The organism is Clostridium sp. 1001270J_160509_D11 (genome assembly GCF_015667935.1).
GTDB lineage: Bacteria > Bacillota > Clostridia > Peptostreptococcales > Peptostreptococcaceae > Intestinibacter.
This window is the reverse complement of record NZ_JADPET010000025.1, coordinates 1-24,337: the sequence shown is the minus strand read 5'-3', so window position 1 is coordinate 24,337 and position 24,337 is coordinate 1. Positions and strand designations below refer to the sequence as shown.

The following is a 24,337-nucleotide window of genomic DNA, read 5'->3' as shown; positions in this document are numbered from 1 at the left end:
ATATTTATATGCTATTATATAAATATAGAGTGATTCATACAAATATTAATGTTTTATAACTTAGTGTTTTTACAAATTTATTGATAAAATTGAGCAATAACCCTTGAAATGGTTGATATAACTTGCATGTAGGGGTGTGTTGATACATAAAAAAAGTCATGTTTTTGATAAAAATATGTGGATTTTTATTAAGTTATATTTTGATGAATGATCTAGGATGTAGTTGTTTCAATGTGTTGAGTTTCTACGAGTAAAAGAATAACTTCCATAAAAACAAGGATTAAAACAATTTTGTATTTTAAATATCGTCTTTTGTCTATCTTGGTAAAAGAATAACTTCCATAAAAACAAGGATTAAAACATCTTGGATATTTCTCTATACTTGGTGGAATTATATAGTAAAAGAATAACTTCCATAAAAACAAGGATTAAAACGTTTTTTAAGCCTTGTAAATTCACTTTCTAATGGATTTGTAAAAGAATAACTTCCATAAAAACAAGGATTAAAACTTTTTTCTCAAGTTTCCAAAAAATTTTTTGTAGGATTTTTGTAAAAGAATAACTTCCATAAAAACAAGGATTAAAACTTTTCTATTTCTTCTGGAATACCTACCATTGCACACAGTAAAAGAATAACTTCCATAAAAACAAGGATTAAAACTCCATAAAGGAATATTTGTAGCAAAATAATTCCATGTGTAAAAGAATAACTTCCATAAAAACAAGGATTAAAACGTAATCTTCTAGATCTACTGTTACTTCTGTATCCCCTGTAAAAGAATAACTTCCATAAAAACAAGGATTAAAACAGTAATAGAGTAGATAAACACAATAATCTAGTTGAGTAAAAGAATAACTTCCATAAAAACAAGGATTAAAACATAAATATACTGAAAGAGTACCTAACTTAAGAAAAAGGTAAAAGAATAACTTCCATAAAAACAAGGATTAAAACTCAATGGAAAGACTTCTCATAATCTCGTTAAAAAGAGTAAAAGAATAACTTCCATAAAAACAAGGATTAAAACAAACATTAGCAGATAGTAATGCCGATTTTATAGCTTAGTAAAAGAATAACTTCCATAAAAACAAGGATTAAAACTCAACTCCTCTATTATTTTATCTAATTTTTCATTGAAGTAAAAGAATAACTTCCATAAAAACAAGGATTAAAACTTTTCTTTTGGTCCTCTAATATCACTTTTCTTAAACTTGTAAAAGAATAACTTCCATAAAAACAAGGATTAAAACATAGCTTTATAAACTATATTCATGCTACTATTATCAGTGTAAAAGAATAACTTCCATAAAAACAAGGATTAAAACACTAGATCTAAAGTCCTCATATATTGCACTTGTGTTTGGTAAAAGAATAACTTCCATAAAAACAAGGATTAAAACGTTCTTATAAACAAAAAGACGACCTTGAAAGGCAAAGTAAAAGAATAACTTCCATAAAAACAAGGATTAAAACAATAACCATTCTTTTTGCTCTTTACTTGCCTTTTTAGAGTAAAAGAATAACTTCCATAAAAACAAGGATTAAAACATTCCAGTTAATACACGTTCTATCTTTTCCCCTAACTGTAAAAGAATAACTTCCATAAAAACAAGGATTAAAACTTATATTCGAAATAAAAAGTTTCTTCTGATAAATCCGTAAAAGAATAACTTCCATAAAAACAAGGATTAAAACGGATGGGTATGTATACTTGAAGGAAATCCAGGCACATGTAAAAGAATAACTTCCATAAAAACAAGGATTAAAACGATACGTTCAAAGGAGGTTAAGATAATGGCAGAAACAGGTAAAAGAATAACTTCCATAAAAACAAGGATTAAAACTAAACAACTGTTTACACAAGTTGACTTTAAGCAAACAGTAAAAGAATAACTTCCATAAAAACAAGGATTAAAACTCTAAATGATTATTCGTATATTTTACAACTTCATCTTTGTAAAAGAATAACTTCCATAAAAACAAGGATTAAAACCCAGACTTCTAGGGAAATACTTTAAAGAAATAAGGGAGTAAAAGAATAACTTCCATAAAAACAAGGATTAAAACTGAATTTGGAAAAAAAGCTGTAACATATAATGAAGATGTAAAAGAATAACTTCCATAAAAACAAGGATTAAAACTTCCTTCATCTTTAAATGGTGTACCTTTATACTCCACCGTAAAAGAATAACTTCCATAAAAACAAGGATTAAAACTATAATTATTTTTCACATAAATATTACTATATCCATAGTAAAAGAATAACTTCCATAAAAACAAGGATTAAAACTACTCATACCCCAATTTATAATTGGGTCAAACATTTGTAAAAGAATAACTTCCATAAAAACAAGGATTAAAACTTATTAATTATTTGTATTAATATAAGAATATCTGTGTAAAAGAATAACTTCCATAAAAACAAGGATTAAAACTTAACTATTTCTATTATATCATCTAGTATTTCTTTCTGTAAAAGAATAACTTCCATAAAAACAAGGATTAAAACTAATTTTTCCTTGGTCCTGCATATCTCCACGGCCAAGTCGTAAAAGAATAACTTCCATAAAAACAAGGATTAAAACGAATTTATGTTAAAATTACAATTTTGAATTGTTATAATATCGTAAAAGAATAACTTCCATAAAAACAAGGATTAAAACTAATGGAATACAGTTATGTTTTGTTGAACACAACCCGGTAAAAGAATAACTTCCATAAAAACAAGGATTAAAACTTCTCTGGTGATTTTGACAAGATAGGCGAGGATTTCAGGTAAAAGAATAACTTCCATAAAAACAAGGATTAAAATGGTAAGCATATTCTCCCTAATGGGTCTATATATCTTATGTAAAAGAATAACTTCCATAAAAACAAGGATTAAAACACTGTTCTAAACTTGTTACTTGCAAATTTTCCATGTATTTTATTCCTTTCATGTAAAAGAATAACTTCCATAAAAACAAGGATTAAAACTCATATCCAAAAAAGTGGATTTTCCGTTTGATTTATGTAAAAGAATAACTTCCATAAAAACAAGGATTAAAACGACAGCATTATTGCAAGGAGTGACACAGTAAATGGGAGTAAAAGAATAACTTCCATAAAAACAAGGATTAAAACAATTCAGAAATTAATGAAATTGAAGATGAAGAAAAGAGTAAAAGAATAACTTCCATAAAAACAAGGATTAAAACAAATTAATAGTGGTTCAAAAATACCTACCTTATTATAGTAAAAGAATAACTTCCATAAAAACAAGGATTAAAACTTAATGGATGTAATCGTAAATAAAAACTCCAATAAAACAAGGTTTAAATTATGATTGCATTAGATACAAAAACATACTACTATTATAGTTAGAAATATTATTAATAGATGTAATCGTTAAAAAAGTTATACAAGGAGGTGGTTATTTGATCGAACAAATCAAAAATATAGGACATGTAATAACAAGTATTAATGGTAAAAAAGATTTAATTGAATTATGGACTAAAGACACTAAAGAAATGGACAATGTAATTATTGTAGATGTAAATGAAAAAAATCAAAAGATTACTAAAGAATTAGTAAGCTTTTATAAAGATGTTTACAAAGATGCTCTTTTTTATCAGGCAGGAAATGGACATCTAGGTGCTGGTATAAAGATTGAAGGCTACAAAGAAAAAGATTCCAAAAAGATGATAGATAAAAAAGTGGCTAGTTCATTGGACTTTATGGAGTTGGACAAGTGTTATTTACCTGAAGTGTGTAAAATTATAAAAGAAGAGGTAGAAAAAAATATAAATCAATCCTATTTTATAATGATAACAAAGAATAATAAAAAACCTAGAGAATTATTCGCTCAAAAATACGAAAGTAAAGTAAAAGAGACATATCTAATATCAAATGCAAAATTAAACAAATCTCTAAAACAAAGTAGCTGCCATTTATGCGGCTTAAAGAAAAAGACTTATGATACAGCTATATACAAATGTTTTACAAATGATAAAGAAATCTATACAAATACAGATAAATATAATTTTTCCATATGTGAAGACTGTTTGTTAGATATTTTAAACGGAAAAAATTATATAAATGACGTATTAAAGATAAACTGGATGGGTTCTGAGGTTATGTTTTTACCTCACGAATTTAATGAGGAAATAAAAGATATTTATGAAAGTGATATAGATAATGAAAACCACATGAGTAAAGTATTATCACAAATAAAAAGTGCTGAAGAAGATGTACTAGAAGAAATATCAAAGACAAATTGTATGACTGATATAATTTTCTTCTCTGATCCTAAAAGTAGTTCTGAGTGGAAAATTACTTATGCGATAAGAGATATTATGCCATCTAGAATGAGTCAACTAGCAAAAAACATAGATAAATATAGAAAAATAGATTTACGTTTTAATTTGGGTAAAATTATGGATTATTTATGTTATAGCACCAATAAAAATGATTCCAAAACTAAAGATAGAATGAGACTATTAGATATTATATTTAGTGGGAGTAAATATAGCAGGAGTCTATTTTTTAATAGAGTTATGTCAGAGTACAAAACAAAATACTTTGAAAGTTTGACAAATAAAAAATCTACTAATAGAAAGTACATACTGAAAGATATACACGAAATCTACAATTTTATGTGTGACTGTGGTTGTTTAGATAATCCATGGCAAATGTTAAATGAGGAGGGTGAATTGATGAAATACAATAATAGGGATGAATTTTTTGAAAAGAACAAAACGTTTTTCGATAATGATATGAAAAAGGCATGGTTTGTAATGGGACAAATATATCGTGATACTATAAATGCATCTAAAACTTACTTTAAATCTGATGAAATAGATAATAAAAATGATAGTTATGCAAATTCTCACTTAGAAAAGAACTTTTTCTATTCAAGAAAATTTGATAGTAAAACGTTTACCTTGTTTGCTGATACATGTAGAGAAAAACTTCAAAAATATAGTGCATACTACGATAGAATAAGAAAAGATATGAATGAAGCAAGAGATTATATGGCAACTAATCCAAATGAAAAGCTTAATAATGATGAAGCTAAGTATATATTCTTCTGGGGACTAGATATAATGTTTGAAGATGATTTAAAAAGAATTGAAGAAGCAAAAACTAAAAAAGAAGCTAAAGAAAAATAAAAATAAAGGAGAAATGATATAATGTCAAATACAAAATCACGTGAATTTTTATTAGTATGGGATTCAACAATGGCAAATCCAAATGGAGATATGTTAAACGAAAATAGACCGAGACAAGATGAAGTAACAGGTCAACTAGAAGCATCTGATGTAAGGGTAAAGAGATTTGTAAGAGAGGAATGGATAAATAAAGGACAAAATGTATTAGTTCAGACTGTTGAAGAAAAAGGAAAAATCCAAACTTGTCAAAAAAGAGTTGAGACAATTCAAAAACAAGCAAAAATAAAAGATGATGATCTTGAAAAATATCTAACTGATAATTATATAGATGTTAAACTATTTGGAGCAGTAGTAACAAAACCAAAGAGAGATATTTTTGGACCACTACAAGTTGCATGGAGTAAATCTGTCCATGAAGCACAAATTAAGTTTATGCAGGGAAATGCAGCTTATGCAAGTTCAGAAGGAAAGTCACAGGCATCTATCTGGGGAAAATATATATCACCATATGCACTATTTAAAACTTATGCAATTTATAATAATTTAGTAGCTAAAAAACAAAACATAGATGTAGATGATAAAGATATAGATTTATTTATAGAAGCTCTTATAGATGGGATGAAGCACTACAGAAGTACATCTAAAAATCAAATGCCGAGATTATTAATAGAAGTAGTTTATAACAATAATAAATTAGATGGAGAATTAGACTATATAGATATATTAAAAGATGTGCAAGATGAAGAGCTTAGAAGTATAGATGAGGTACAAATAGATTTAAATAAATTATCAAAATATTACGATTATAAAAAGGATGACATAGAAAAAATAGTTATTTATTCTCATCCAAGCGTAAATTTATTAAATATAGATGAACGATTTGAATTTAAAACTATATAGCGATGGAGTTGGTAGATATGAAATGTTTAGTTTTTAAAGTGAGAGGTGATTATGCCAGATTTAGAAAATCATACACAACTACATCAGCTCTTACATATCTATTAATTCATCCAGTAGCAGTGAGGGGATTGATAGGGGCAGTTCTTGGAATTAATAGAGAAGAACTTTATGAAAAAACAAAAGATATAAAAGTAGCTGTCCAAGTTATAAACGAAATTAAAAAGGATATGCAGTCTTTTAATTTGATAAATATGAAATCTAGTGACAAAATATTTAGGTTTCCATCAAATGTAGAATTTTTAAGAGATGTAAAATACAGAATATTTATAAAAGCAGACGAAAACCTTATAAATAAACTACAAAGCTCATTAGTTAAAGGCGAAGTTGTATTTACTCCATATCTAGGTGCATCAGAACATATAGCAAAACTTGAGTATGAAGGTGTTTATAATTGTGAAAAACTACCTAAAGGACAATATGGAATTATTAGTACAGTAGATTTAGATTCAAATACAATAGATTTTGATGATAGTGATATTCTTCTTACTACAGATAATATTCCTATAGATAATGATAAAAATAGAGAATATACAAAATATAAAAAAGTGATATTTGCTACAGGAGAAAATAAAATAAGCGTAAATACTGATAATAGTTATAAAGTAGGTGAGTACAATGTCATATTCTTGTAAGCTAAAATCTCACCCACACCAAACTCTATACACTCACTTAGTAGGAGTAGCAGATATAGCTATAAAAACTCATAAATCACATAAAATAAACCACGATATAGATTATTTTATAGAAATAGTTTGTATGTGCCATGACTTTGGCAAAGGAACAACATACTTCCAAAAATATTTAGAAGGCAACTATGATGGAAGGGAAAAAGATCATGGTCTGTTGTCAGCTTTATTTACATATTGGATGCTTCCTAAAAAATGGAAGCATCTTGGATTTTTAATTGTGAAAAAGCATCATGGAGATATAGACAATGCAAATGAAGAATGTTCAAAAGATGATGTAATATGGAAGTTTAAAAAACAAATAAAGGATATAAGAGAAAACACATTAGCTGAATTAAGCCAAATATACGAACCATACTTAAACGATAAAAAAATAGAAGATTTTTTAGATTGGATAAGCCAAGAGTCTAATTTAAAAAGTATAAAAAAAGAATTCAGAAAGAAAAAATACAATATAAGTGATTTGCTTTTATGTATGTATGTCTATTCGCTGTTGTTGACAGGAGATAAAAGTCAACTTATAAGAGGATGTGCATATATGCCAGATATTCCATATCCGCTTGAATATATACAAAATTACAAAGCAAATTTAATAAAAGATTTAACCACAAACAATGAAAAACTTAATAAATCAGATGTATTTAACTTAAGAAATAATATATATGATGATATGTTAAATAAGCTAAATAAAATAGATTTAAATAAAGATAAGCTATTTTCGATTAATGTGCCAACAGGAACAGGAAAGACTATCTTAGCTTATTCTGCTGCATTTTATATCTCAAATAAGATTGTACAACAAGATGAAAATATAAAGCCTCAAATTATATATTCACTTCCATTTACATCAGTAATAGATCAAAATTATGAGGTATTAAAAGATATAGTAAGTAGCAACACAAAAGATAAAATTACATCTGATGACTTGATAAAGTTTCACAGTGTAACACCTATAGAATATTATGGGTTTGAAGGTTATGATGCTCGTTTTTGTTTTGAAAACTGGCAAAGTAAAATAATATCGACGACTTTTGTTCAACTTTTAAATACTATATTTAAAACAGGAAAAAACTCTATAGTAAATAGATTTCATAGACTAGCAAATTCAGTTATAATACTGGATGAAGTTCAGGCTATTGATGAAAAATACTATAAGATAATATCAGAATTTATACAAATACTATCAAAAGAATACAACTGCTACATTATATTAGTAACAGCCACTATGCCTATAATATTAAACACTATAGACCTCATAGAAGATAAAGAAAGATATTTTAGAGCATTAAACAGAATAGTTATTGAAAATTACTCACAAAATGAGATAACACTAGATGAGTTTAAAGATATAGTACTAGATGATATTTGTGAAAATAATGATAAAAGTTTCTTAATCGTTTTAAATACAGTGAGGTCATCTAAAGAAGTATATAAATATATAAAAGAAAATACGAAAAGAGAAGTAATTTATCTATCTACAGAGATTTATCCAAAGTTAAGACTAGAAAAAATAAATAAAATAAAAAATAGTAATAAAAAATATATTGTTGTGTCAACTCAACTTATAGAAGCAGGTGTTGATATTGACATGGATATAGTATATAGAGATTTTGCACCATTAGACTCAATAAACCAAACAGCAGGAAGAGCAAATAGAAATGGCATAGGAGTAAGAGGTATTGTAAAACTTTATAAAATAGTAGGTGAAAATGGATCTAGATTATGTAATTATATATATCCTAGATACTTATTAAATACAACAGAAGAGATATTAGAAGATAAACAAATCATAGAAGAGAAAGATATTTATGATTGTAATTTAGAATATTTCTCTAAAGTCAAAAAGAGACTATCTAATGATAAGTCTGATGAATTATTAAAACTTATTGATAAATTAGAGCTTAAAAAATTTAGGAATAAGTTTGAGCTTATAGAAAATGATGAATTTAGAAAAGAAGATATCATTATAAATGCTGATGAGATTAGTGATTCTATAATAAATGAATTATCAAATGGAACTGATTTTGATAATATTGAACTTAAAAATAAATTTAGGATTTTGAGACAATACACAGTATCTATACCAATTGTAGATATGCCTAAAATTAATAATCAAGAAATACAAAGATATAAAATAAAATACATAGATAAAACAAATTATTCTGAAGATGAGGGTATCCTTAGGCAAAGTCAGGTAATATGGTAGGAAGGAGAAGATTATGAAAGAAGTCCAGGTATGTCAAGTTATATATAAAGATATTGAAGTGAGTCCATCTACAGCGCCGCTTATAAGGGGGTATTTTGCAAATAAATATAGTGAAATAGAAGAGATGCACAATCATCATTCAGATAAATTTATATATAAATATCCTAATATACAATACAAAGTATTAGACAAAAATCCAGTATTATTAGGTATTGATGAAGGAGCAAAAATAATTCAACAAAACGAGATATTTTTAGAAGATGTTTTGAAAATTGGTGAAGAAGAAATAATATCTAATCAAAGGGAAATAGCGTGTAAAAAAGTAAAATTAGGTATAACAGATAAAATTATAAAATATAAATTTATGACTCCTTGGTTGGCATTAAATCAAAATAATATAAAAAAATATAATCAAGCAGATATAATAGAAAAAGACAAGATATTACAAAAAATCCTTATAGGAAATATATTATCTTTTTCAAAAGGGATGGGATATACAGTTGACGAAATTATAAAAGTAAAGTTAAACCTAAAGCAAAGAGATGTAAAATTTAAAGGAAATGATATGAAAGGATTTGTGGGAGAATTTTATACTAATTTTCAAATACCAGATAACTTTGCCCTTGGAAAGAGTATTTCTAGAGGATTTGGTACAATAAAAAGCATAGTTTGATTAAATTGTTCCTAACAAATTATTTGAAAAATAGGAGTTTGATCTATAGAAATATTGAAATTACTGGATTAGAGGAGTATGTTGATAGATGAAAATAAGGGTGTTTTTGTTGAAAATATCAGTGTTTAAAAAAATATATATTTTTTTGAATGTCTTGAAATACAGTGATTTCAATGGGTTTAATGTGTACGAGTAATAGAGTAAGTTCCAATAAAACAAGGATTAAAACTTGCTAATTTATCTATGGTGCTACATAAATTATCTAGTAATAGAGTAAGTTCCAATAAAACAAGGATTAAAACGTTTTTTATCTCCATCTATATATTCATCGATTGATTTGTAATAGAGTAAGTTCCAATAAAACAAGGATTAAAACTAAAATTTTTTTTCATATATGAAATTTTTGCTATTGAGTAATAGAGTAAGTTCCAATAAAACAAGGATTAAAACAAGTCCCCTTGGAGGAATATATGTCTATACCGTTTTTGTAATAGAGTAAGTTCCAATAAAACAAGGATTAAAACGTTCTATTAAGTTTCCTATCGCACTTGCTAGAGAGCCTAAGTAATAGAGTAAGTTCCAATAAAACAAGGATTAAAACACGAAGAACCAGGTGCTCAAACTGATACAACTTGTTATAGTAATAGAGTAAGTTCCAATAAAACAAGGATTAAAACCATAACGCATTATATCACTATAATATCCAAGTGCTAAGTAATAGAGTAAGTTCCAATAAAACAAGGATTAAAACTGGGTATTTGGCAATAAATTTACACAATTTAAAGGAAGTAATAGAGTAAGTTCCAATAAAACAAGGATTAAAACTTCATTGTAATAAAAATAAAAAATTTATGTATTGTTGTAATAGAGTAAGTTCCAATAAAACAAGGATTAAAACTTTTCCTCCTTCTGATAGTTCTGTTATCCTATGATGGTAATAGAGTAAGTTCCAATAAAACAAGGATTAAAACCTTTTAAGTTTGACCTTTGTGTAATTGTTTTATAATCGTAATAGAGTAAGTTCCAATAAAACAAGGATTAAAACATTTTTTATTTGATAAGCAACTATATACATCACCTAGTAATAGAGTAAGTTCCAATAAAACAAGGATTAAAACGTTATAACCACCTCATATTGTTTTAAAGCTCCTATTCTGTAATAGAGTAAGTTCCAATAAAACAAGGATTAAAACGCCTTTGGCAGTTCCTCATACACTGCCTCCTTGTAGTGTAATAGAGTAAGTTCCAATAAAACAAGGATTAAAACACTAAAATAGGTACAAATACTCTTGTAATTATGAGGTAATAGAGTAAGTTCCAATAAAACAAGGATTAAAACACGTAAACATTATCTTCCTCCTATTTTTTCAAAATAGTAATAGAGTAAGTTCCAATAAAACAAGGATTAAAACACATAGCTAATTCAGTTTTTGTTATTTCTAAATCAGTAATAGAGTAAGTTCCAATAAAACAAGGATTAAAACAAGGGATATATGGAGATAAAATAAGAAATTCAAACGTGTAATAGAGTAAGTTCCAATAAAACAAGGATTAAAACAATATAAGTTTATATACTCCAGCTTCTTTTAAGAAATTGTAATAGAGTAAGTTCCAATAAAACAAGGATTAAAACAAACAGGAAAATGTAAATTGAAAAAGAATGTATCTAAGTAATAGAGTAAGTTCCAATAAAACAAGGATTAAAACATTCTTACTCCATTTTCACAAATTGTTGCCTCAATTAGTAATAGAGTAAGTTCCAATAAAACAAGGATTAAAACGCATATAATGCTTGTGCAACCATCCATATACCTCTTAGTAATAGAGTAAGTTCCAATAAAACAAGGATTAAAACAATGATAGCAAGTGATGGGGAAGATGAGTCTAGTATAGGTAATAGAGTAAGTTCCAATAAAACAAGGATTAAAACATGGAAAAACTCCTTGCCAACAGTTTTCTATTGAGTGTAATAGAGTAAGTTCCAATAAAACAAGGATTAAAACCAGATAGTCCAACTCTTAGGGAAACCTAAGTTCTAGGAGTAATAGAGTAAGTTCCAATAAAACAAGGATTAAAACATATCATGTTTTCCTCCTAAACAGCACTTGCTTTTTGTAATAGAGTAAGTTCCAATAAAACAAGGATTAAAACGAATTATATAGTAAAACAGGAGATGCTAACAATTATGTAATAGAGTAAGTTCCAATAAAACAAGGATTAAAACTATGTAAGAAAATAAAAAGAAATATAAGGACCTTAAGTAATAGAGTAAGTTCCAATAAAACAAGGATTAAAACATAAAGCATTAAATGCTCCTATTGATAACATATGAACTTGTAATAGAGTAAGTTCCAATAAAACAAGGATTAAAACTTCATTTCTAATAATTGATTTTTTATATTTTTCATAAGTAATAGAGTAAGTTCCAATAAAACAAGGATTAAAACTCTTGATACAATAGTAGCACGACACATATTTATTTGTGTAATAGAGTAAGTTCCAATAAAACAAGGATTAAAACTATATTCTCATTATCTGCTTTTCTTGTGTTTTCGTAGTAATAGAGTAAGTTCCAATAAAACAAGGATTAAAACCTTGAAAATCATGTAATGTAAACATTATATTATATTTGTAATAGAGTAAGTTCCAATAAAACAAGGATTAAAACTTAATGTTATCTCGTCAGTTTTGAATTTACGTATACTTGTAATAGAGTAAGTTCCAATAAAACAAGGAAATTATAATTACTCATACAACACTCAAAAAAAATAAATTGTCAAATTTAAAAGGAATTTAAAACCTATTAGCAGAAATCATAATTAAGTAAATTAAAAAAGGTGGTGAGGTTATGAAGTTGGTTGTTAATTCAGAAGGGGTATACCTGACTAAAGTAGGTGAATGTTTTTGTTTAAAAAAGGAAGGTCAAAAGCAAGAAATAGCAGCTAAAAAAGTCGATCAAATCATAATAACTACATCTACAGCATTATCTACTGATGCTATTGAACTTGCTGTTGAAAATAATATAGATATAGTATTTTTAAAAAAGTATGGAAAACCATTTGGTAGGGTATGGCACTCTAAAGTGGGGAGTATAAGCACGATTAGAAAAAGACAGTTAAATCTAGATTCAAATAAAATGGGAACTATCTTAGTAAAAGAGTTTTTGATTCAGAAAATGAAGAACCAAGCAGATTTTTTAACTGAATTATCAACAAATAGAAGAGATAGCCGAAAGATTGATATTAAAGAAGATGTTGAAAAAATAAAAAATTTAATCGAAAAAGTTAAACTAATATCGGATACTACATCAATAAATAGTATTAGAGGTACTTTACAAGGGTATGAAGGTACTGCCAGTAGAGTATATTTTTCAAGATTGTCTGATTTAATGCCTGAAAAATATAAATTTAATGGAAGGAGCAAAAATCCTGCAAAGGATGAATTTAACTGCATGTTAAATTACGGATATGGAATAATGTACTCTAATGTTGAGAGGGCATGCATCTTAGCCGGTCTAGATCCATATATAGGGATAATGCATATAGATAATTATAATAGACAAGCGTTTGTATTCGATTTAATTGAGATGTATAGAATTTATATTGATAAAATTGTATTTAAACTTTTCTCAACTAAAAAGATAAAACAAGAGTATTTTGATAAGGTTGAAGGAGGTTTATATCTAAATAAATCTGGTAAAGAAGTATTAATATCTAAATATAATGAAGAAATAGAAAAGAAAATACAGTATAAAGGAAGAAAAATAGAATTACAAAATATAATACAATATGATTGCCATAATATAGCCAATAGAATTTTAAAGGGAGATGATTGATTTGTTGGTGTGGGTAGTTTACGATATTTCAAGTAATAAAGTAAGACGAAATGCAATTAAGGTATGTAAAAATGTTGGGTTATATAGAGTTCAAAAAAGTGTATTTTTAGGAGAGATAGAAGAAAATGATTTTGATGAACTTAAACTGAAAATGGAAGATATAATTGATTTGGATAAAGATTCTGTTTATATATTTCCTATGACTAAAAAAGGACTAAATCAAGCTGGATTAATTGGACAAGTTTTCGATAAGGAGTTGGTTACAGATGAAATCATCTCAAAGTTTTTTTGATGAATTTGATTACTATATTACGCCATCAGAATTGATTGAATTTAATTATTGTAAAAGGTTTATTTATTATATGAAATGTTTAAACATACCACAATTTGAAGAGAAAAGATTTAAGGTTCAAAAGGGAAAAGAAATACATCTGAAAAAAGAGAATGAGAATAAAACATACTTACGAAAAAAATTAGGTGCAATAGACAAAAAAATAAACGTAGATTTATATTCTCAAAAGTATAAAATTAAAGGCATAGTAGATGAAGTATTGACATTAAATGATAATACAATGGCACCATTAGATTATAAATTTGCTAAATTTGATGAAGTCTTATATAAAACATATAAGGAGCAAATGTTAATGTATGCTTTGATGATAGAAGAAATGTATGATTGTAAGGTTAAAAAATGTTTTTTGGTATATACAAGAAGCTCAAATCTAGTAAAAGAATTTGATGTGAAAGAAAAGGACATCTCTAAACTTAAAAAAAGTATAAAGGAGTATTTTAAAGTAATGGAGGGATTTTTTCCGAAAGCAACAACATCAAAGTCAAGATGTATAGATTGTTGTTATAAAAATATATGTATAAAATAATCCAAAAAATAAAGAGGACTGCTCCCAGTCCCCTAAAATTATCTCCCAGATCTCCAATTTATCATAACATCATCACATTCATACATAACCTCATCAACTATACAGCCTGCAGGTTCTGCAAATAGAGCTGGTGCAAATTCTGGATATTCGTATATTGCATATATACATCCAAGCCATAAGTTCGAGCTTAGATACATCCAAGTGTAGTCTCTCTCTAAGCTAGAAACTAGATTTTGGACTGCTATTTTGTCATAAGTATCTAAAATATCGGCGTTTGGTGTGCCTGCTATTTCGTGTACTCTGTTTGCAATTTGCAATTTACCGAACTCTTCCATCCATTTATCCGCTTTTATAAGTTGTTTATTCGTTATAAGACAGTGAAGATGATATTTTAAATCTTCAATTAGATTGTAGTAGTATAAGATATTCTTTTTAAGATCGTCTGAATACCTCCTAATATCACAATTAAGTCGATTTAGTTTTTTATCAAATACGTTTTTATTCATAAAATCTTGGAAATCTTGATAAGTAGATGCACTGAAATCAGTATATTTAAACGATTGTTGGACAATATGCCAAATTGTGTTTTTCGCATCTTCACTCAACAAGTGTTCTGTATTATTTTCTAAATCAGCTTTATCTTCTTCATAATAACTAGATTCTGAAGTTTCTATTTCAGAAGGCTCATCGACAGACACATCAACAGTATTGACAGTGTCTACATGTCCTTCAGACTCAGCATATTCTCCAGTTTCAGCTATTTCAAAATCTTCTTCAATTGGGTCGAAGTCTTCGTATTTTTTAATGACTGAATCAGCTACAACAAGTTCGTCGTCATCTTCTAAAAATGCAAAGCTATTTTCAACTATTTCGTCTTCTTCACATTTTTGAAGTATAGAAGGTGCCTCTTTGTTTATATAAGTCTCGCTTGCGTAAGTTTGTGAGTAAGTCTCGTTAAACGTATCTTCAAATGTATCTTCTACAGTTTGTGTACTCGTCTCAAACACTTTCACTTCTGCTAATTTCACAACTTCGGCAACTTTCACCTCTGCTACTTGAACAGCCTCAACAGCTTTTTCTTCATAAACTTCTTCACATAAATATTTCTCAGTTGTATCTAATGAATCAACTTTATTTTCAAAATCTATTTCACAAGATTGTGTTTCATAAACTTCTTCAAAATCATCTTCTAAATTAGTGTTAGCAGTTTCTGTTTCATAGATATCGTATGTATTTTCTTTGTAGATATCTTTATAAGTATCTTCTTTGAAATCGTCTTTTGAAACTTCTGTCTCTACTATTCTTTCTTTATAAACTTCTTCAAAAATCTCCTCAAAAGCGTTTGATGTGCTTATTTCTTCTGTAACTTCTTTTATAATTTCACGTACTGGTTCACAAGGTTTCTCTTCTGCTTTATAAGAGGAATCGTAAGAATTATAAGATTTCGCATTTTGAACATTTCTTTTGTTTGAGTTTGAAGTAGATGATTTTAGCGAGAAGAAATGTGCAGTCCAGTTTTCACAACATTTGTTGATTTCGTCTACAACAACTTCTGACGAGCTGTCGAATAAATCATGTCCAAAGTGTGGTTTTTCATAAATCGCACTTACACAACCAAGTAGTAAACTCGAATTTATATACATCCAAGTGTAGTCGCTTTCTAATCTACGTATTAAATCATCTCCATATATGTACTTATAATCGTCTAATATGTCGCTATTTTTAGCCTCATAAATATTGTGTATAAGGTTTTTTCTCTGCATATCAGAGAATATATCCATCCACTCATCTACACTAAGCAATCTTCTATGTGTTAAAATCGAGCAAATATGGTCGTTTAAATCATCCATAAGGTTGTAATAATAAACTATGTCTTTTTTTAGCATATCAGTATATACGATATTGTCGCCACATGCACGATTTAGCTTTTTCTCAAACACATCATTTTTAAGTACATCTTTTAAATCCTCGAAAGTCATGGTGTTTAAGCCTGTATTTCTGTAAGAATAATCTGCAATAGAAGGAATAACTCTCTTTGCGCTGTTAGTTAAAAGTTCTGTGTTTTGAGAGGGTTTTTCAGAAGTCTTGTTAGAAGATAAAGATGAAAATAAATCTTTAAAAAAACTCATTAATGTTTCCTCCTCAATATATTAAACTCGTCCAAATTTGGATGAGCCTTTTATATTGTATCACAAACTGAGGAGAATGAAGAGAGGGGAGTTTACAAACTTGCGTAATTTTTTTATAACACATACTACAAGACTGTAGATTATACTTCTACAGCCTTTTTATATAATAAACTTTAATGCTGATTTTATATAGACACTACATCACTAAGGTTTAAGATTAACATATATAGATAGCGACATCACTTCTATCTGAGCAATAAGTATAATTATCTGAAACTTGTGTATTATACCTATAAACTATCTGAGATATATTATAAATTGGATTTATAAAGCAATTATTTACAACAGCATCAAAACAAATGGTTTTGACTTCACAAGGGCTAAACACTCCCAAATCTATACAATATATATCAAAGTAATAAGAGAGTTGTACATTATTTATAATCAGACTTCCTAAAATAAAGGAAGCCGATTTAGATAAATTATTGTATAAAAAAACACGAGAAGAATTACCTATTATAGTATTTGTATTATTGGATATAGCTACTGAAAATCTTATAATATCTCCTATACAAGTTGTGTACCTATCTGCACAGCTTGCAATAGATAAAGCGCATTTAGCCATACAAGAACATGACGCTATTGAAAGTCTATTTAAACTTATATCGTCTACTGCATAATACATAGAAACTGGGCTACAAATACATATTGAAATACAAGAATTACAACATGTATTAAATTTTATGCTGACTTGTTGCCATATTGGTAAATGTGAATTAGTAGATATTTGTTCATAATCACTATATAAGGTGCAACAGTCGTTTAACCCCTTTATACATACACTTACTTTTGAATTTATCTGGTTTGGACTTTTATCTATATTTGCTATCCAAAATGAAAATAAATAAGTCGTATTTTCATTGAGATTATTTATAATAGTTGAAAATGATGCATTGTTTGACCCATCTCCACCTACAATTTGCATCAGTCCTGTTTCTGTGCTTGTTGAATGATCAGATAACCTCCACCAGTTATAATCATCACTATATGGAGAGATTGTATTTCCAATCGTATAATATCCTCTAAAAAGCTCGTTTGTCTGCTTAGTAAACTTAAAACAAGAAGTAATATTGTCATTTGGATATGGATTATTACTAGGTCCACTGTCAGGGCTACTTCCTTGTGAAACTTCACCAAATGTCCCATTACTAGCAACCTTAATCAAATTGTCGGGATATACAATTAGACAATTTTCTAGCGTTTGGGTTAGATATATAGCCGGCCCTATTAAAAAATCCGCCTCATATACATCTACAGTAGAAGTTACAGTTAGATTTACAGTAGTCGAGGTCACCGTATTTAAGGCATTCATACCGTCTACTCGATTTTCTGGAGCTATAGATGTATAGCTAGGTACTTTTGCTACTTGAATTTGTGATGAGGCTCTTGCATTAGCATCAAAATCAGTAGGGATAGGTAAAATAGTTTTTGAATAACCATCTGCTACAACGACTCTATAATTTCCAGGAGGTACATTAGAAAATTTATATTCACCGCTATCATCAGTAAAAGTAGCAATTGTCCTAAGGTCGCCGTCAGTACTTTGTAAAACTATCGGTATATTTGCTACTCCTGAATCATTTGCAAAGTCGATTAATCCACTTCTGTTGACATTGAAAATGAGCAATCCTGTTATACTTGCCATAAACTCATCTCCTTTTAAATAAATTTGATTTTTACTCGTTATAAAATCATAATAGCTATCGTGTTATTAGTACAACAAATATTTGAGTCTGAATCTATATAAATTATCTTAGCACAACTCGTCAGTAGCCTTTGAAAATTAGACTGTATAAATGCACTAAAGACGACTGTTTTTAATTCATATGGTTTAAAAATACCTAGATTAATATTACATAAATTTATACAACTTAAAGGTATATTGTTTAGTAAAAGTGTGTTAGGAATAAAGCAAGCACAATCAGATAAAACATTTGAAAAAATAATCGGATAGTCATTACTTCCCATACTAAATTCACTTGTATTGTATATACAAATATTAAATGTCAAAATATCGCCCACACAAGTTAAATGTTTATTTACGCAATTTGTAACGCAGAAATTATCACATACACTACCTGAAGTAGTTCTACATAAGTTTGTAACTTTTCTCAGTTTAATATCATCAATAGCGAAAAAATACATAGGTGCTACACTTAACATATTTAGCGAAACTGAAGTATTTTCGCCTGTGTTGAATTTAACGCCTATCTCCTGCCAAATTGGTAGTTTAGGATCTGTACTTATCATGTGGTTTAAGTTGCTATATAGTGGAGTATGTGTATCTAGACCATCTACTGTCACGCCTACTTTGGAATCTGATGGAGATTGATTTTTATTTAAACTTGCAACCCAAGCTGTAAATAAATAAGTTGTGTTTTTTTCGAGGTTATTTACAGTAGTCGATAAAGCTTTCTTGTTTGAACTATTGCCGCCTACAATCTGCATTCTACCTGTTTCTATACTTGTCGTGTGGTCGGATAATCTCCACCAATCGTAGAGTTCACTTTCATTATATGGTTTTGTCGTATTTCCAATAGTGTAATCTCCTATTGGGATTTCGTTTGATTGTTTAATCCATGTAAAATCAGACATAAGAGATGAATTACTATATGGATTAGTTGCGGGACCGCTATTTGGCTCGCTACCTATTTCGACGTCGCCAAATGTCCCATTATCTCCAGCTGATATTAGATTATTAGGTGATAAAGAACTACATTTATCTAATATATAATTTTTATATAAAGCAGGGCCTATATAAAAGTAGACATCATCTAGGGGAGCATCCTCAGTTACTGTAATATATAAAGTTGTAGGTAATACTGCGTTTAATGCGTTTATTCCTTTTGTACGCCTGTCTGCTGGCAGCACATTTTTATAACTGGGGACCTTGCCTTGTGTGATTTCTTTTTCGGGTTTTGCAGCCGTAGCAAAGTCTGCTGGGCTAGGTGTAATAGGTCCTGTATATCCATCAACAACACTTATTTTGTAATTTCCGGCAGGTACATTAAAAAACTCAAAGTCGCCGACACCATCAGTTAAAGTCGCGACTGTATTAAAACTACCATCAGTACTTTGTAAAACTAAAGGTGTATTAGTTATAGCGCCGTCAGTTCTAAAGTCGATTTCACCACTTCTATCTGCATCAAAAATTAATGCACCAGTTACAACAGCCATTAAAATCACCATCCTTGTACTTAAGTTTTTCACTTCAAAAATATTTTGCAAATTAAAATTAAATATAAATTAAATATACTGTAAGTTGAAATATACTGTAGATTAAAAATCTACTTCAAAATAAAAATAAAGTGTTATTATATAATATTTAAAAATATATAAAATGTTACCGAAATAGCGGGTAAAATGTTGGAATATAGCGTAAAGATATATGATTAACTTATATATTAATTTATATTTTCAATATACAATATAAGGTGTCGAGAAATGTAATAATTTAAATATAAAAAAAAGAAGGCTATTTAAATACGTTTATCTAATAAATAAATAATCGAATTTTATCATTAAATAATTACAAATAATAGTTTTGATAGGTTTTTTAATTCAAAGGGGCGATAATTATGTTGGACAGAATAGATGAATTGATAGAAATAGCTAAGAAATATGTAAAGATGGGTTATGATCCAATTGAGGCTATTAAAATAGCAGAGAAGAAAATATACGAAAAATATTTAAATAGCTGAGGTGAAAAATGAACATATTTAAACGGCTATATTAAAGTGAATTTTAAAAATATTATTAAAAACTCCAAAAAATAATCTAGCATTATAGGTAGATGCCAGATTATTTTTTGTGAAAATAAACTATTTTACGGTATCTTTTAAAAGCACTTCTTCTAATACCTTATCTAAATAATCTTTAGTAAATTCAATGTTTTGGTAAAATAAAAACATAGCAAATTGGTTTGGGTTTAACTCTTCTTGGTTTTCTTCGCTGAGAAGAGTTATTTGTTTTATCAACTCTTCCGAAGAGTATCTTTGAGTTAATAAATTGTTAAACGCACTTTCTGTAATTGTTTTTAATTCTTCCTTTGTCATAATAGACCTCCTCCGTATTATTATTATTATTTATTTTTACTATTATCGTTTATTATTTTTATTTTATCTCCAGTATTTAGTAATATTATATAAAAAATATATTTGGTTTTCACTAAAAAAACTATATTTTTCCTGAAAATCTTGACACTTTATAAACAGTATAAAAGGCAGTAAGTGAGTAATTAAATAACTAAATAATAAGTAAGCAAGAGATTAAATAGATATAAAATTAAAATAGTAAATAAAAAATAATATTATACCGAGTAGGAAAGAATAAGGATAACAACTATATAAAATCAAAGACAATTTGAATTGGTTTTACATCTTTTTATATTTATTATTTAAGTTTTATTTAAAAACTAAAGTTTTAAAATAAAATTCACTGCGTTCATTTCGCCAACGAATCAAAGATTCCGTTGCTCAAAACGCCAAGCTTATAAAATTAAAAAACTCCATTAATAACAAAAGAGTCCATTAAAACTTAGAAACATTAAATAATATAAAAATAAATTACAATAAAAAAGAACCTCTACAACAGAGATCCTTTACTTAGAGTAATATTTATCGTTCATAAGATAAGACAAAGTAAACAAGCTATTAGAGAAGTTTACATTTTCGACTTTCACATCATCAGGTACATTTATATCAGGAGCGGAGAAGTTCCAAATACCTTTTATCCCGGCGTCGACTAAAATATCTGTCATCTCTTGGACGCAGTGTTTTCTAACACATAATATCCCGATATTTATATTGTTGTTTTTAATAAAATCTTTCAAATTATCTAAGTCGATTATCTCGATTTCGTTTATTTTCATTCCGATAAGTTTTGGATTTATATCAAACAATGCTTTTATAGGAAATCCGACTTGTGAAAATCCGTCATAATTCGCTAGGGTTTGACCTAGATTTCCCGCACCTACAACTACCATATTATGTAGTTTATTAATTCCCAAAAAATCGCCAATTTCTTTTTTTAAAGTTTGAACTTGGTATCCATGCCCCTGGCGTCCAAACTCCCCAATTGTGTTAAAATCCTGTCTAATTAGAGAAGGGCTAATATTCATCATTTTGCCTAAAGTATATGATGAAATCACCTGGATATTTTTTAAATCTAATTCGTCAATATATCTATAATACTTGGTTAACCTTCTAATCGTGGCACTTGATAAAGTTTTGTCTTTTCTCATTCATATTACCTCACTATAATAAAAAATAATAAATCTTACTTATATTGTATATCAACATTGTTAAAAAAAACAATAACAATATATAAATTGAAGTATTAAAAGCATAATGGATTAAATATTGATTTATAAGGAATATTTTATATGTATGGGCAAATATATTATACTACAAGGATAATTAGCAATTTCAAAAGAAGAATGTAATATTAAAGGGGGAATATGTATGAATTTGAGTTTTGAAAAATTATCTATGGAACATAAATATCCTGTAATGGAGATTTACAACTACTATATTGAGCATACATTTGCAGCCTTTCCAGGAAATAAACTGCCTAGCAATTTTTATGAAAAGATCTTAGACGATATAAAAGACTATCCAGCATATGCAGTCAAATTAGATGATAAAGTAGTGGGCTTTTGTTACTTATGTTCTTACAAAAACTACAAGACACTTAAAGAAACAGCAGAAGTGATTTGTTATCTTTCATATGATGCAAAAGGAAAGGGAATAGGATATCACTGCTTAAAAAGACTAGAAGATGATGCAAAGGAAATGGGAATTAAGAATTTAATCGCACTTCTTTCTACAAAAAATAAAATAAGTACAAAGTTTTATTATAAATACGGCTTTAAATCTTGCGGTATAATCCAAGATATCGTGAAAAAATTTGATACTGTATTTGGAATAATCATTTTGAAAAAGACTTTATCATAAAATTAAAGCAAAAAAGAAAAGTAAAAGTGAAAGTCATAAGAAAAAGTTATATATATGTAAAGTTATAAACATAAAATCAAAATTAAACTTAAAGGAATTTGTGTTATGAGTTTTTCTATATCATTTATAAATAAAAAGAGAATAAATAAAAAGAGGTTGTCACAATTATTGCGACAACCTTTATTTTTATATTAAGCAGCAACTTCTTCTTTATCGTTTCCACGAACTACGTCAGCAGTTACTATTTTGTAATTTTTGAATATTGCATATCCTATAAATCCACCTAATATACTTACTAAAGCACAACCAGCAGCAGCTATTAATACTTTTATTGCTGGGTTATAAGCGAACATTACAGCAAGACCAGCTATTGGAGTAGCAGTTCCTGGTGAGTTGTTTACAAGTCCCATAGAAGCTATTATTACACCTGACATAGCCCCACCTATGAAGTTAGTAACATATACAGGTATTGGATTTGCTGATATTAAGTCAGCTTGAGTTAATGGTTCTATTGCAACAGCTATGTTGTCTTTTTTAGAACCGAATTTCATTTTGCTAAAGAACACGAAGTTCATGAATGAAGAACCGAATACTGATAAGGCACCTATTGCCATTGGAGCACCAGTAAGTCCTATCATAGCAGTTAAAGCCATTGAACTAAGTGGAGCAGTAGCAACTACTGTTATTAATCCACCAAGGATTATACCCATTATTATTGGAGAAGCAGTTGAAGCCTCTATTAAAACTGTTCCTACAGTATTTAAAACACCATTTACAACTGGGCTAGTAACATCTCCTATGAAGTAAGTTAAAGGAGCAGCAACTAATATTATAACTATTAAGTCAAGACCAGCTGGAACTTTTTCTTCTAAGAATTTAATAACAAATGATGCTATGTAACCAGCTATGAAACCTGGTAATATTTTGAAGTTTAAGCAAGTTAAACCTACTAACACAGCATAAACTGGAGAAACTCCAAGAGCTAATGGAACTAAAGTTGCAGCAGCAACCCCACCTAACGAACCGTTCGCATTACCAACATTTTGTAAAAATTCTATACCTAAAACATCTCCAAAGAATGATAAGTGGAACGCTTCCACTAAGAACGACGCACATGCAGCGTTTGCAAGACCACCCATAGCCTTCATACCTTGTGGCGCCTTATAACTAAATAATGTAAATAAAGCAAGTACTACTAGTAATAACGCAGTACCCATTAAAATATTCATCATAATATGATACCTCCAAAATTTTTCTATAATATCCTTTTTGTTTTCCTCGGAACTGTTTTCCTTAAATCTGAAATAAATTTTTCCTTAAATCAAGAATCCTTTTCTTGAAAGTGGTTTCCTTCCAGTTGTTAGGGGATTTCCCGAGGACAATTATGATTATATGTTAAAAAAATAATTTTGTAAATACTTTTTTCGACATGAAATGATAACTTTTTCCTGGTAATATTTTCAAATTATTTAAAATCTAAGTAATATCAATGGATTGAGTATTGTTCGTAACCGCACGATGATTAAGAAAAAAATGAAATAAATTTCGGCTTTATCATTCGATACGTTTAAAAATATAGACAAAATATATAAAAAGATGATTCAACACAACCCAAAATATTCTATAAATGCTGCTAAATGTAAAACCATGTCGGGAAAATGTTTTAACAAAATATCAAATTGTATTTTAAATATCTATTATTTATTTGTTATTTAAAGGTTAATTTTTTATCAATCTAGTGCATTTAAGTATGATTCAGTATATAAATTAAGTGAGTTTTAGTATGTAAACCATTTTATAAATTA

16 protein-coding genes and 2 CRISPR repeat arrays are annotated in these 24,337 nt (G+C 28.1%); of the genes, 10 read left to right on the top strand and 6 right to left on the bottom strand.

Translation table 11 applies throughout. From position 1 onward, the window contains the following. Positions 1-250: 250 nt before the first annotated feature. Positions 251-3,272: a CRISPR direct-repeat array (repeat unit 37 nt; unit sequence GTAAAAGAATAACTTCCATAAAAACAAGGATTAAAAC). A gap of 145 nt (positions 3,273-3,417) precedes the next feature. From I4U58_RS04245 to cas4, 8 genes are all read left to right on the top strand, one after another. Further along, positions 3,418-5,151, top strand: a complete 1,734-nt coding sequence (locus I4U58_RS04245) for a TIGR02556 family CRISPR-associated protein (protein ID WP_195929801.1) — start codon at positions 3,418-3,420, stop codon at positions 5,149-5,151. A gap of 21 nt (positions 5,152-5,172) precedes the next feature. Further along, positions 5,173-6,051: a type I-B CRISPR-associated protein Cas7/Csh2 gene (cas7b, locus tag I4U58_RS04240; protein WP_195929800.1), complete on the top strand. Its 879-nt coding sequence runs from the start codon at positions 5,173-5,175 to the stop codon at positions 6,049-6,051. A 17-nt stretch (positions 6,052-6,068) separates the two neighbouring features. After that, positions 6,069-6,743 carry a type I-B CRISPR-associated protein Cas5b gene (cas5b, locus tag I4U58_RS04235; protein WP_195929799.1) on the top strand — a complete coding sequence of 225 codons (675 nt, stop codon included), beginning with the start codon at positions 6,069-6,071 and terminating at the stop codon, positions 6,741-6,743. Further along, positions 6,727-9,003, top strand: coding sequence for a CRISPR-associated helicase Cas3' (cas3, locus tag I4U58_RS04230; protein ID WP_195929798.1), 2,277 nt, complete (start codon positions 6,727-6,729; stop codon positions 9,001-9,003). Before cas5b ends, cas3 begins: the two co-directional genes overlap by 17 nt. A gap of 13 nt (positions 9,004-9,016) precedes the next feature. Next, positions 9,017-9,676 carry a CRISPR-associated endonuclease Cas6 gene (locus I4U58_RS04225; RefSeq protein ID WP_195929797.1) on the top strand — a complete coding sequence of 220 codons (660 nt, stop codon included), beginning with the start codon at positions 9,017-9,019 and terminating at the stop codon, positions 9,674-9,676. A 192-nt stretch (positions 9,677-9,868) separates the two neighbouring features. Continuing rightward, a CRISPR array of direct repeats spans positions 9,869-12,419; the repeat unit is 37 nt; unit sequence GTAATAGAGTAAGTTCCAATAAAACAAGGATTAAAAC. Between the two features lie 105 nt (positions 12,420-12,524). Beyond that, positions 12,525-13,511 carry a CRISPR-associated endonuclease Cas1 gene (gene cas1 / locus I4U58_RS04220; protein ID WP_195929796.1) on the top strand — a complete coding sequence of 329 codons (987 nt, stop codon included), beginning with the start codon at positions 12,525-12,527 and terminating at the stop codon, positions 13,509-13,511. Further along, positions 13,504-13,803 carry a CRISPR-associated endonuclease Cas2 gene (gene cas2 / locus I4U58_RS04215; RefSeq protein WP_243269557.1) on the top strand — a complete coding sequence of 100 codons (300 nt, stop codon included), beginning with the start codon at positions 13,504-13,506 and terminating at the stop codon, positions 13,801-13,803. Before cas1 ends, cas2 begins: the two co-directional genes overlap by 8 nt. Then, positions 13,778-14,389 (top strand): CRISPR-associated protein Cas4, encoded by a 612-nt coding sequence (gene cas4 / locus I4U58_RS04210; RefSeq protein ID WP_195929795.1) that lies wholly within the window; start codon positions 13,778-13,780, stop codon positions 14,387-14,389. Before cas2 ends, cas4 begins: the two co-directional genes overlap by 26 nt. A 38-nt stretch (positions 14,390-14,427) precedes the next feature. On the opposite strand, the gene I4U58_RS04205 is transcribed toward cas4, so the two are convergent. The 3 genes from I4U58_RS04205 to I4U58_RS04195 form a co-directional block, all read right to left on the bottom strand. Further along, positions 14,428-16,518, bottom strand: coding sequence for a hypothetical protein (locus I4U58_RS04205; RefSeq protein WP_195929794.1), 2,091 nt, complete (start codon positions 16,516-16,518; stop codon positions 14,428-14,430). A 217-nt stretch (positions 16,519-16,735) separates the two neighbouring features. Further along, positions 16,736-18,223 (bottom strand): SdrD B-like domain-containing protein, encoded by a 1,488-nt coding sequence (locus I4U58_RS04200; protein WP_195929793.1) that lies wholly within the window; start codon positions 18,221-18,223, stop codon positions 16,736-16,738. Between the two features lie 38 nt (positions 18,224-18,261). Continuing rightward, on the bottom strand, positions 18,262-19,755 hold the full coding sequence (locus I4U58_RS04195; RefSeq protein ID WP_195929792.1) for a hypothetical protein: 1,494 nt from the start codon (positions 19,753-19,755) through the stop codon (positions 18,262-18,264). 401 nt (positions 19,756-20,156) lie between these two features. On the opposite strand from I4U58_RS04195, the gene I4U58_RS14225 reads away from it, so the two are divergent. After that, positions 20,157-20,279 (top strand): hypothetical protein, encoded by a 123-nt coding sequence (locus tag I4U58_RS14225; RefSeq protein ID WP_279325549.1) that lies wholly within the window; start codon positions 20,157-20,159, stop codon positions 20,277-20,279. Between the two features lie 120 nt (positions 20,280-20,399). Here I4U58_RS14225 and I4U58_RS04190 read toward each other — a convergent pair whose 3' ends face one another. Beyond that, positions 20,400-20,633, bottom strand: a complete 234-nt coding sequence (locus I4U58_RS04190; RefSeq protein ID WP_195929791.1) for a hypothetical protein — start codon at positions 20,631-20,633, stop codon at positions 20,400-20,402. 545 nt (positions 20,634-21,178) lie between these two features. Further along, the gene (locus I4U58_RS04185; protein ID WP_195929790.1) at positions 21,179-21,820 is read right to left on the bottom strand and encodes a redox-sensing transcriptional repressor Rex; all 642 of its coding nucleotides are present in this window, start codon (positions 21,818-21,820) and stop codon (positions 21,179-21,181) included. A gap of 220 nt (positions 21,821-22,040) precedes the next feature. On the opposite strand from I4U58_RS04185, the gene I4U58_RS04180 reads away from it, so the two are divergent. Further along, positions 22,041-22,532 carry a GNAT family N-acetyltransferase gene (locus I4U58_RS04180; protein WP_195929789.1) on the top strand — a complete coding sequence of 164 codons (492 nt, stop codon included), beginning with the start codon at positions 22,041-22,043 and terminating at the stop codon, positions 22,530-22,532. Between the two features lie 191 nt (positions 22,533-22,723). On the opposite strand, the gene I4U58_RS04175 is transcribed toward I4U58_RS04180, so the two are convergent. Next, positions 22,724-23,761: a PTS sugar transporter subunit IIC gene (locus I4U58_RS04175; protein ID WP_195929802.1), complete on the bottom strand. Its 1,038-nt coding sequence runs from the start codon at positions 23,759-23,761 to the stop codon at positions 22,724-22,726. Positions 23,762-24,337 lie beyond the last annotated feature (576 nt).

What these genes read in the sequence shown, in the direction of transcription:
- I4U58_RS04200 (WP_195929793.1), bottom strand. Translation starts at nt 18,223, where the DNA reads ATGGCAAGTATAACAGGATTGCTCATTTTCAATGTCAACAGAAGTGGA.
- I4U58_RS04185 (WP_195929790.1), bottom strand. Translation starts at nt 21,820, where the DNA reads ATGAGAAAAGACAAAACTTTATCAAGTGCCACGATTAGAAGGTTAACC.
- cas2 (WP_243269557.1), top strand. Translation starts at nt 13,504, where the DNA reads ATGATTGATTTGTTGGTGTGGGTAGTTTACGATATTTCAAGTAATAAA.
- I4U58_RS14225 (WP_279325549.1), top strand. Translation starts at nt 20,157, where the DNA reads ATGTTGGACAGAATAGATGAATTGATAGAAATAGCTAAGAAATATGTA.
- cas1 (WP_195929796.1), top strand. Translation starts at nt 12,525, where the DNA reads ATGAAGTTGGTTGTTAATTCAGAAGGGGTATACCTGACTAAAGTAGGT.
- I4U58_RS04195 (WP_195929792.1), bottom strand. Translation starts at nt 19,755, where the DNA reads ATGGCTGTTGTAACTGGTGCATTAATTTTTGATGCAGATAGAAGTGGT.
- I4U58_RS04205 (WP_195929794.1), bottom strand. Translation starts at nt 16,518, where the DNA reads ATGAGTTTTTTTAAAGATTTATTTTCATCTTTATCTTCTAACAAGACT.
- I4U58_RS04180 (WP_195929789.1), top strand. Translation starts at nt 22,041, where the DNA reads ATGAATTTGAGTTTTGAAAAATTATCTATGGAACATAAATATCCTGTA.
- cas7b (WP_195929800.1), top strand. Translation starts at nt 5,173, where the DNA reads ATGTCAAATACAAAATCACGTGAATTTTTATTAGTATGGGATTCAACA.
- I4U58_RS04225 (WP_195929797.1), top strand. Translation starts at nt 9,017, where the DNA reads ATGAAAGAAGTCCAGGTATGTCAAGTTATATATAAAGATATTGAAGTG.
- I4U58_RS04190 (WP_195929791.1), bottom strand. Translation starts at nt 20,633, where the DNA reads ATGACAAAGGAAGAATTAAAAACAATTACAGAAAGTGCGTTTAACAAT.
- cas5b (WP_195929799.1), top strand. Translation starts at nt 6,069, where the DNA reads ATGAAATGTTTAGTTTTTAAAGTGAGAGGTGATTATGCCAGATTTAGA.
- cas3 (WP_195929798.1), top strand. Translation starts at nt 6,727, where the DNA reads ATGTCATATTCTTGTAAGCTAAAATCTCACCCACACCAAACTCTATAC.
- cas4 (WP_195929795.1), top strand. Translation starts at nt 13,778, where the DNA reads ATGAAATCATCTCAAAGTTTTTTTGATGAATTTGATTACTATATTACG.
- I4U58_RS04175 (WP_195929802.1), bottom strand. Translation starts at nt 23,761, where the DNA reads ATGAATATTTTAATGGGTACTGCGTTATTACTAGTAGTACTTGCTTTA.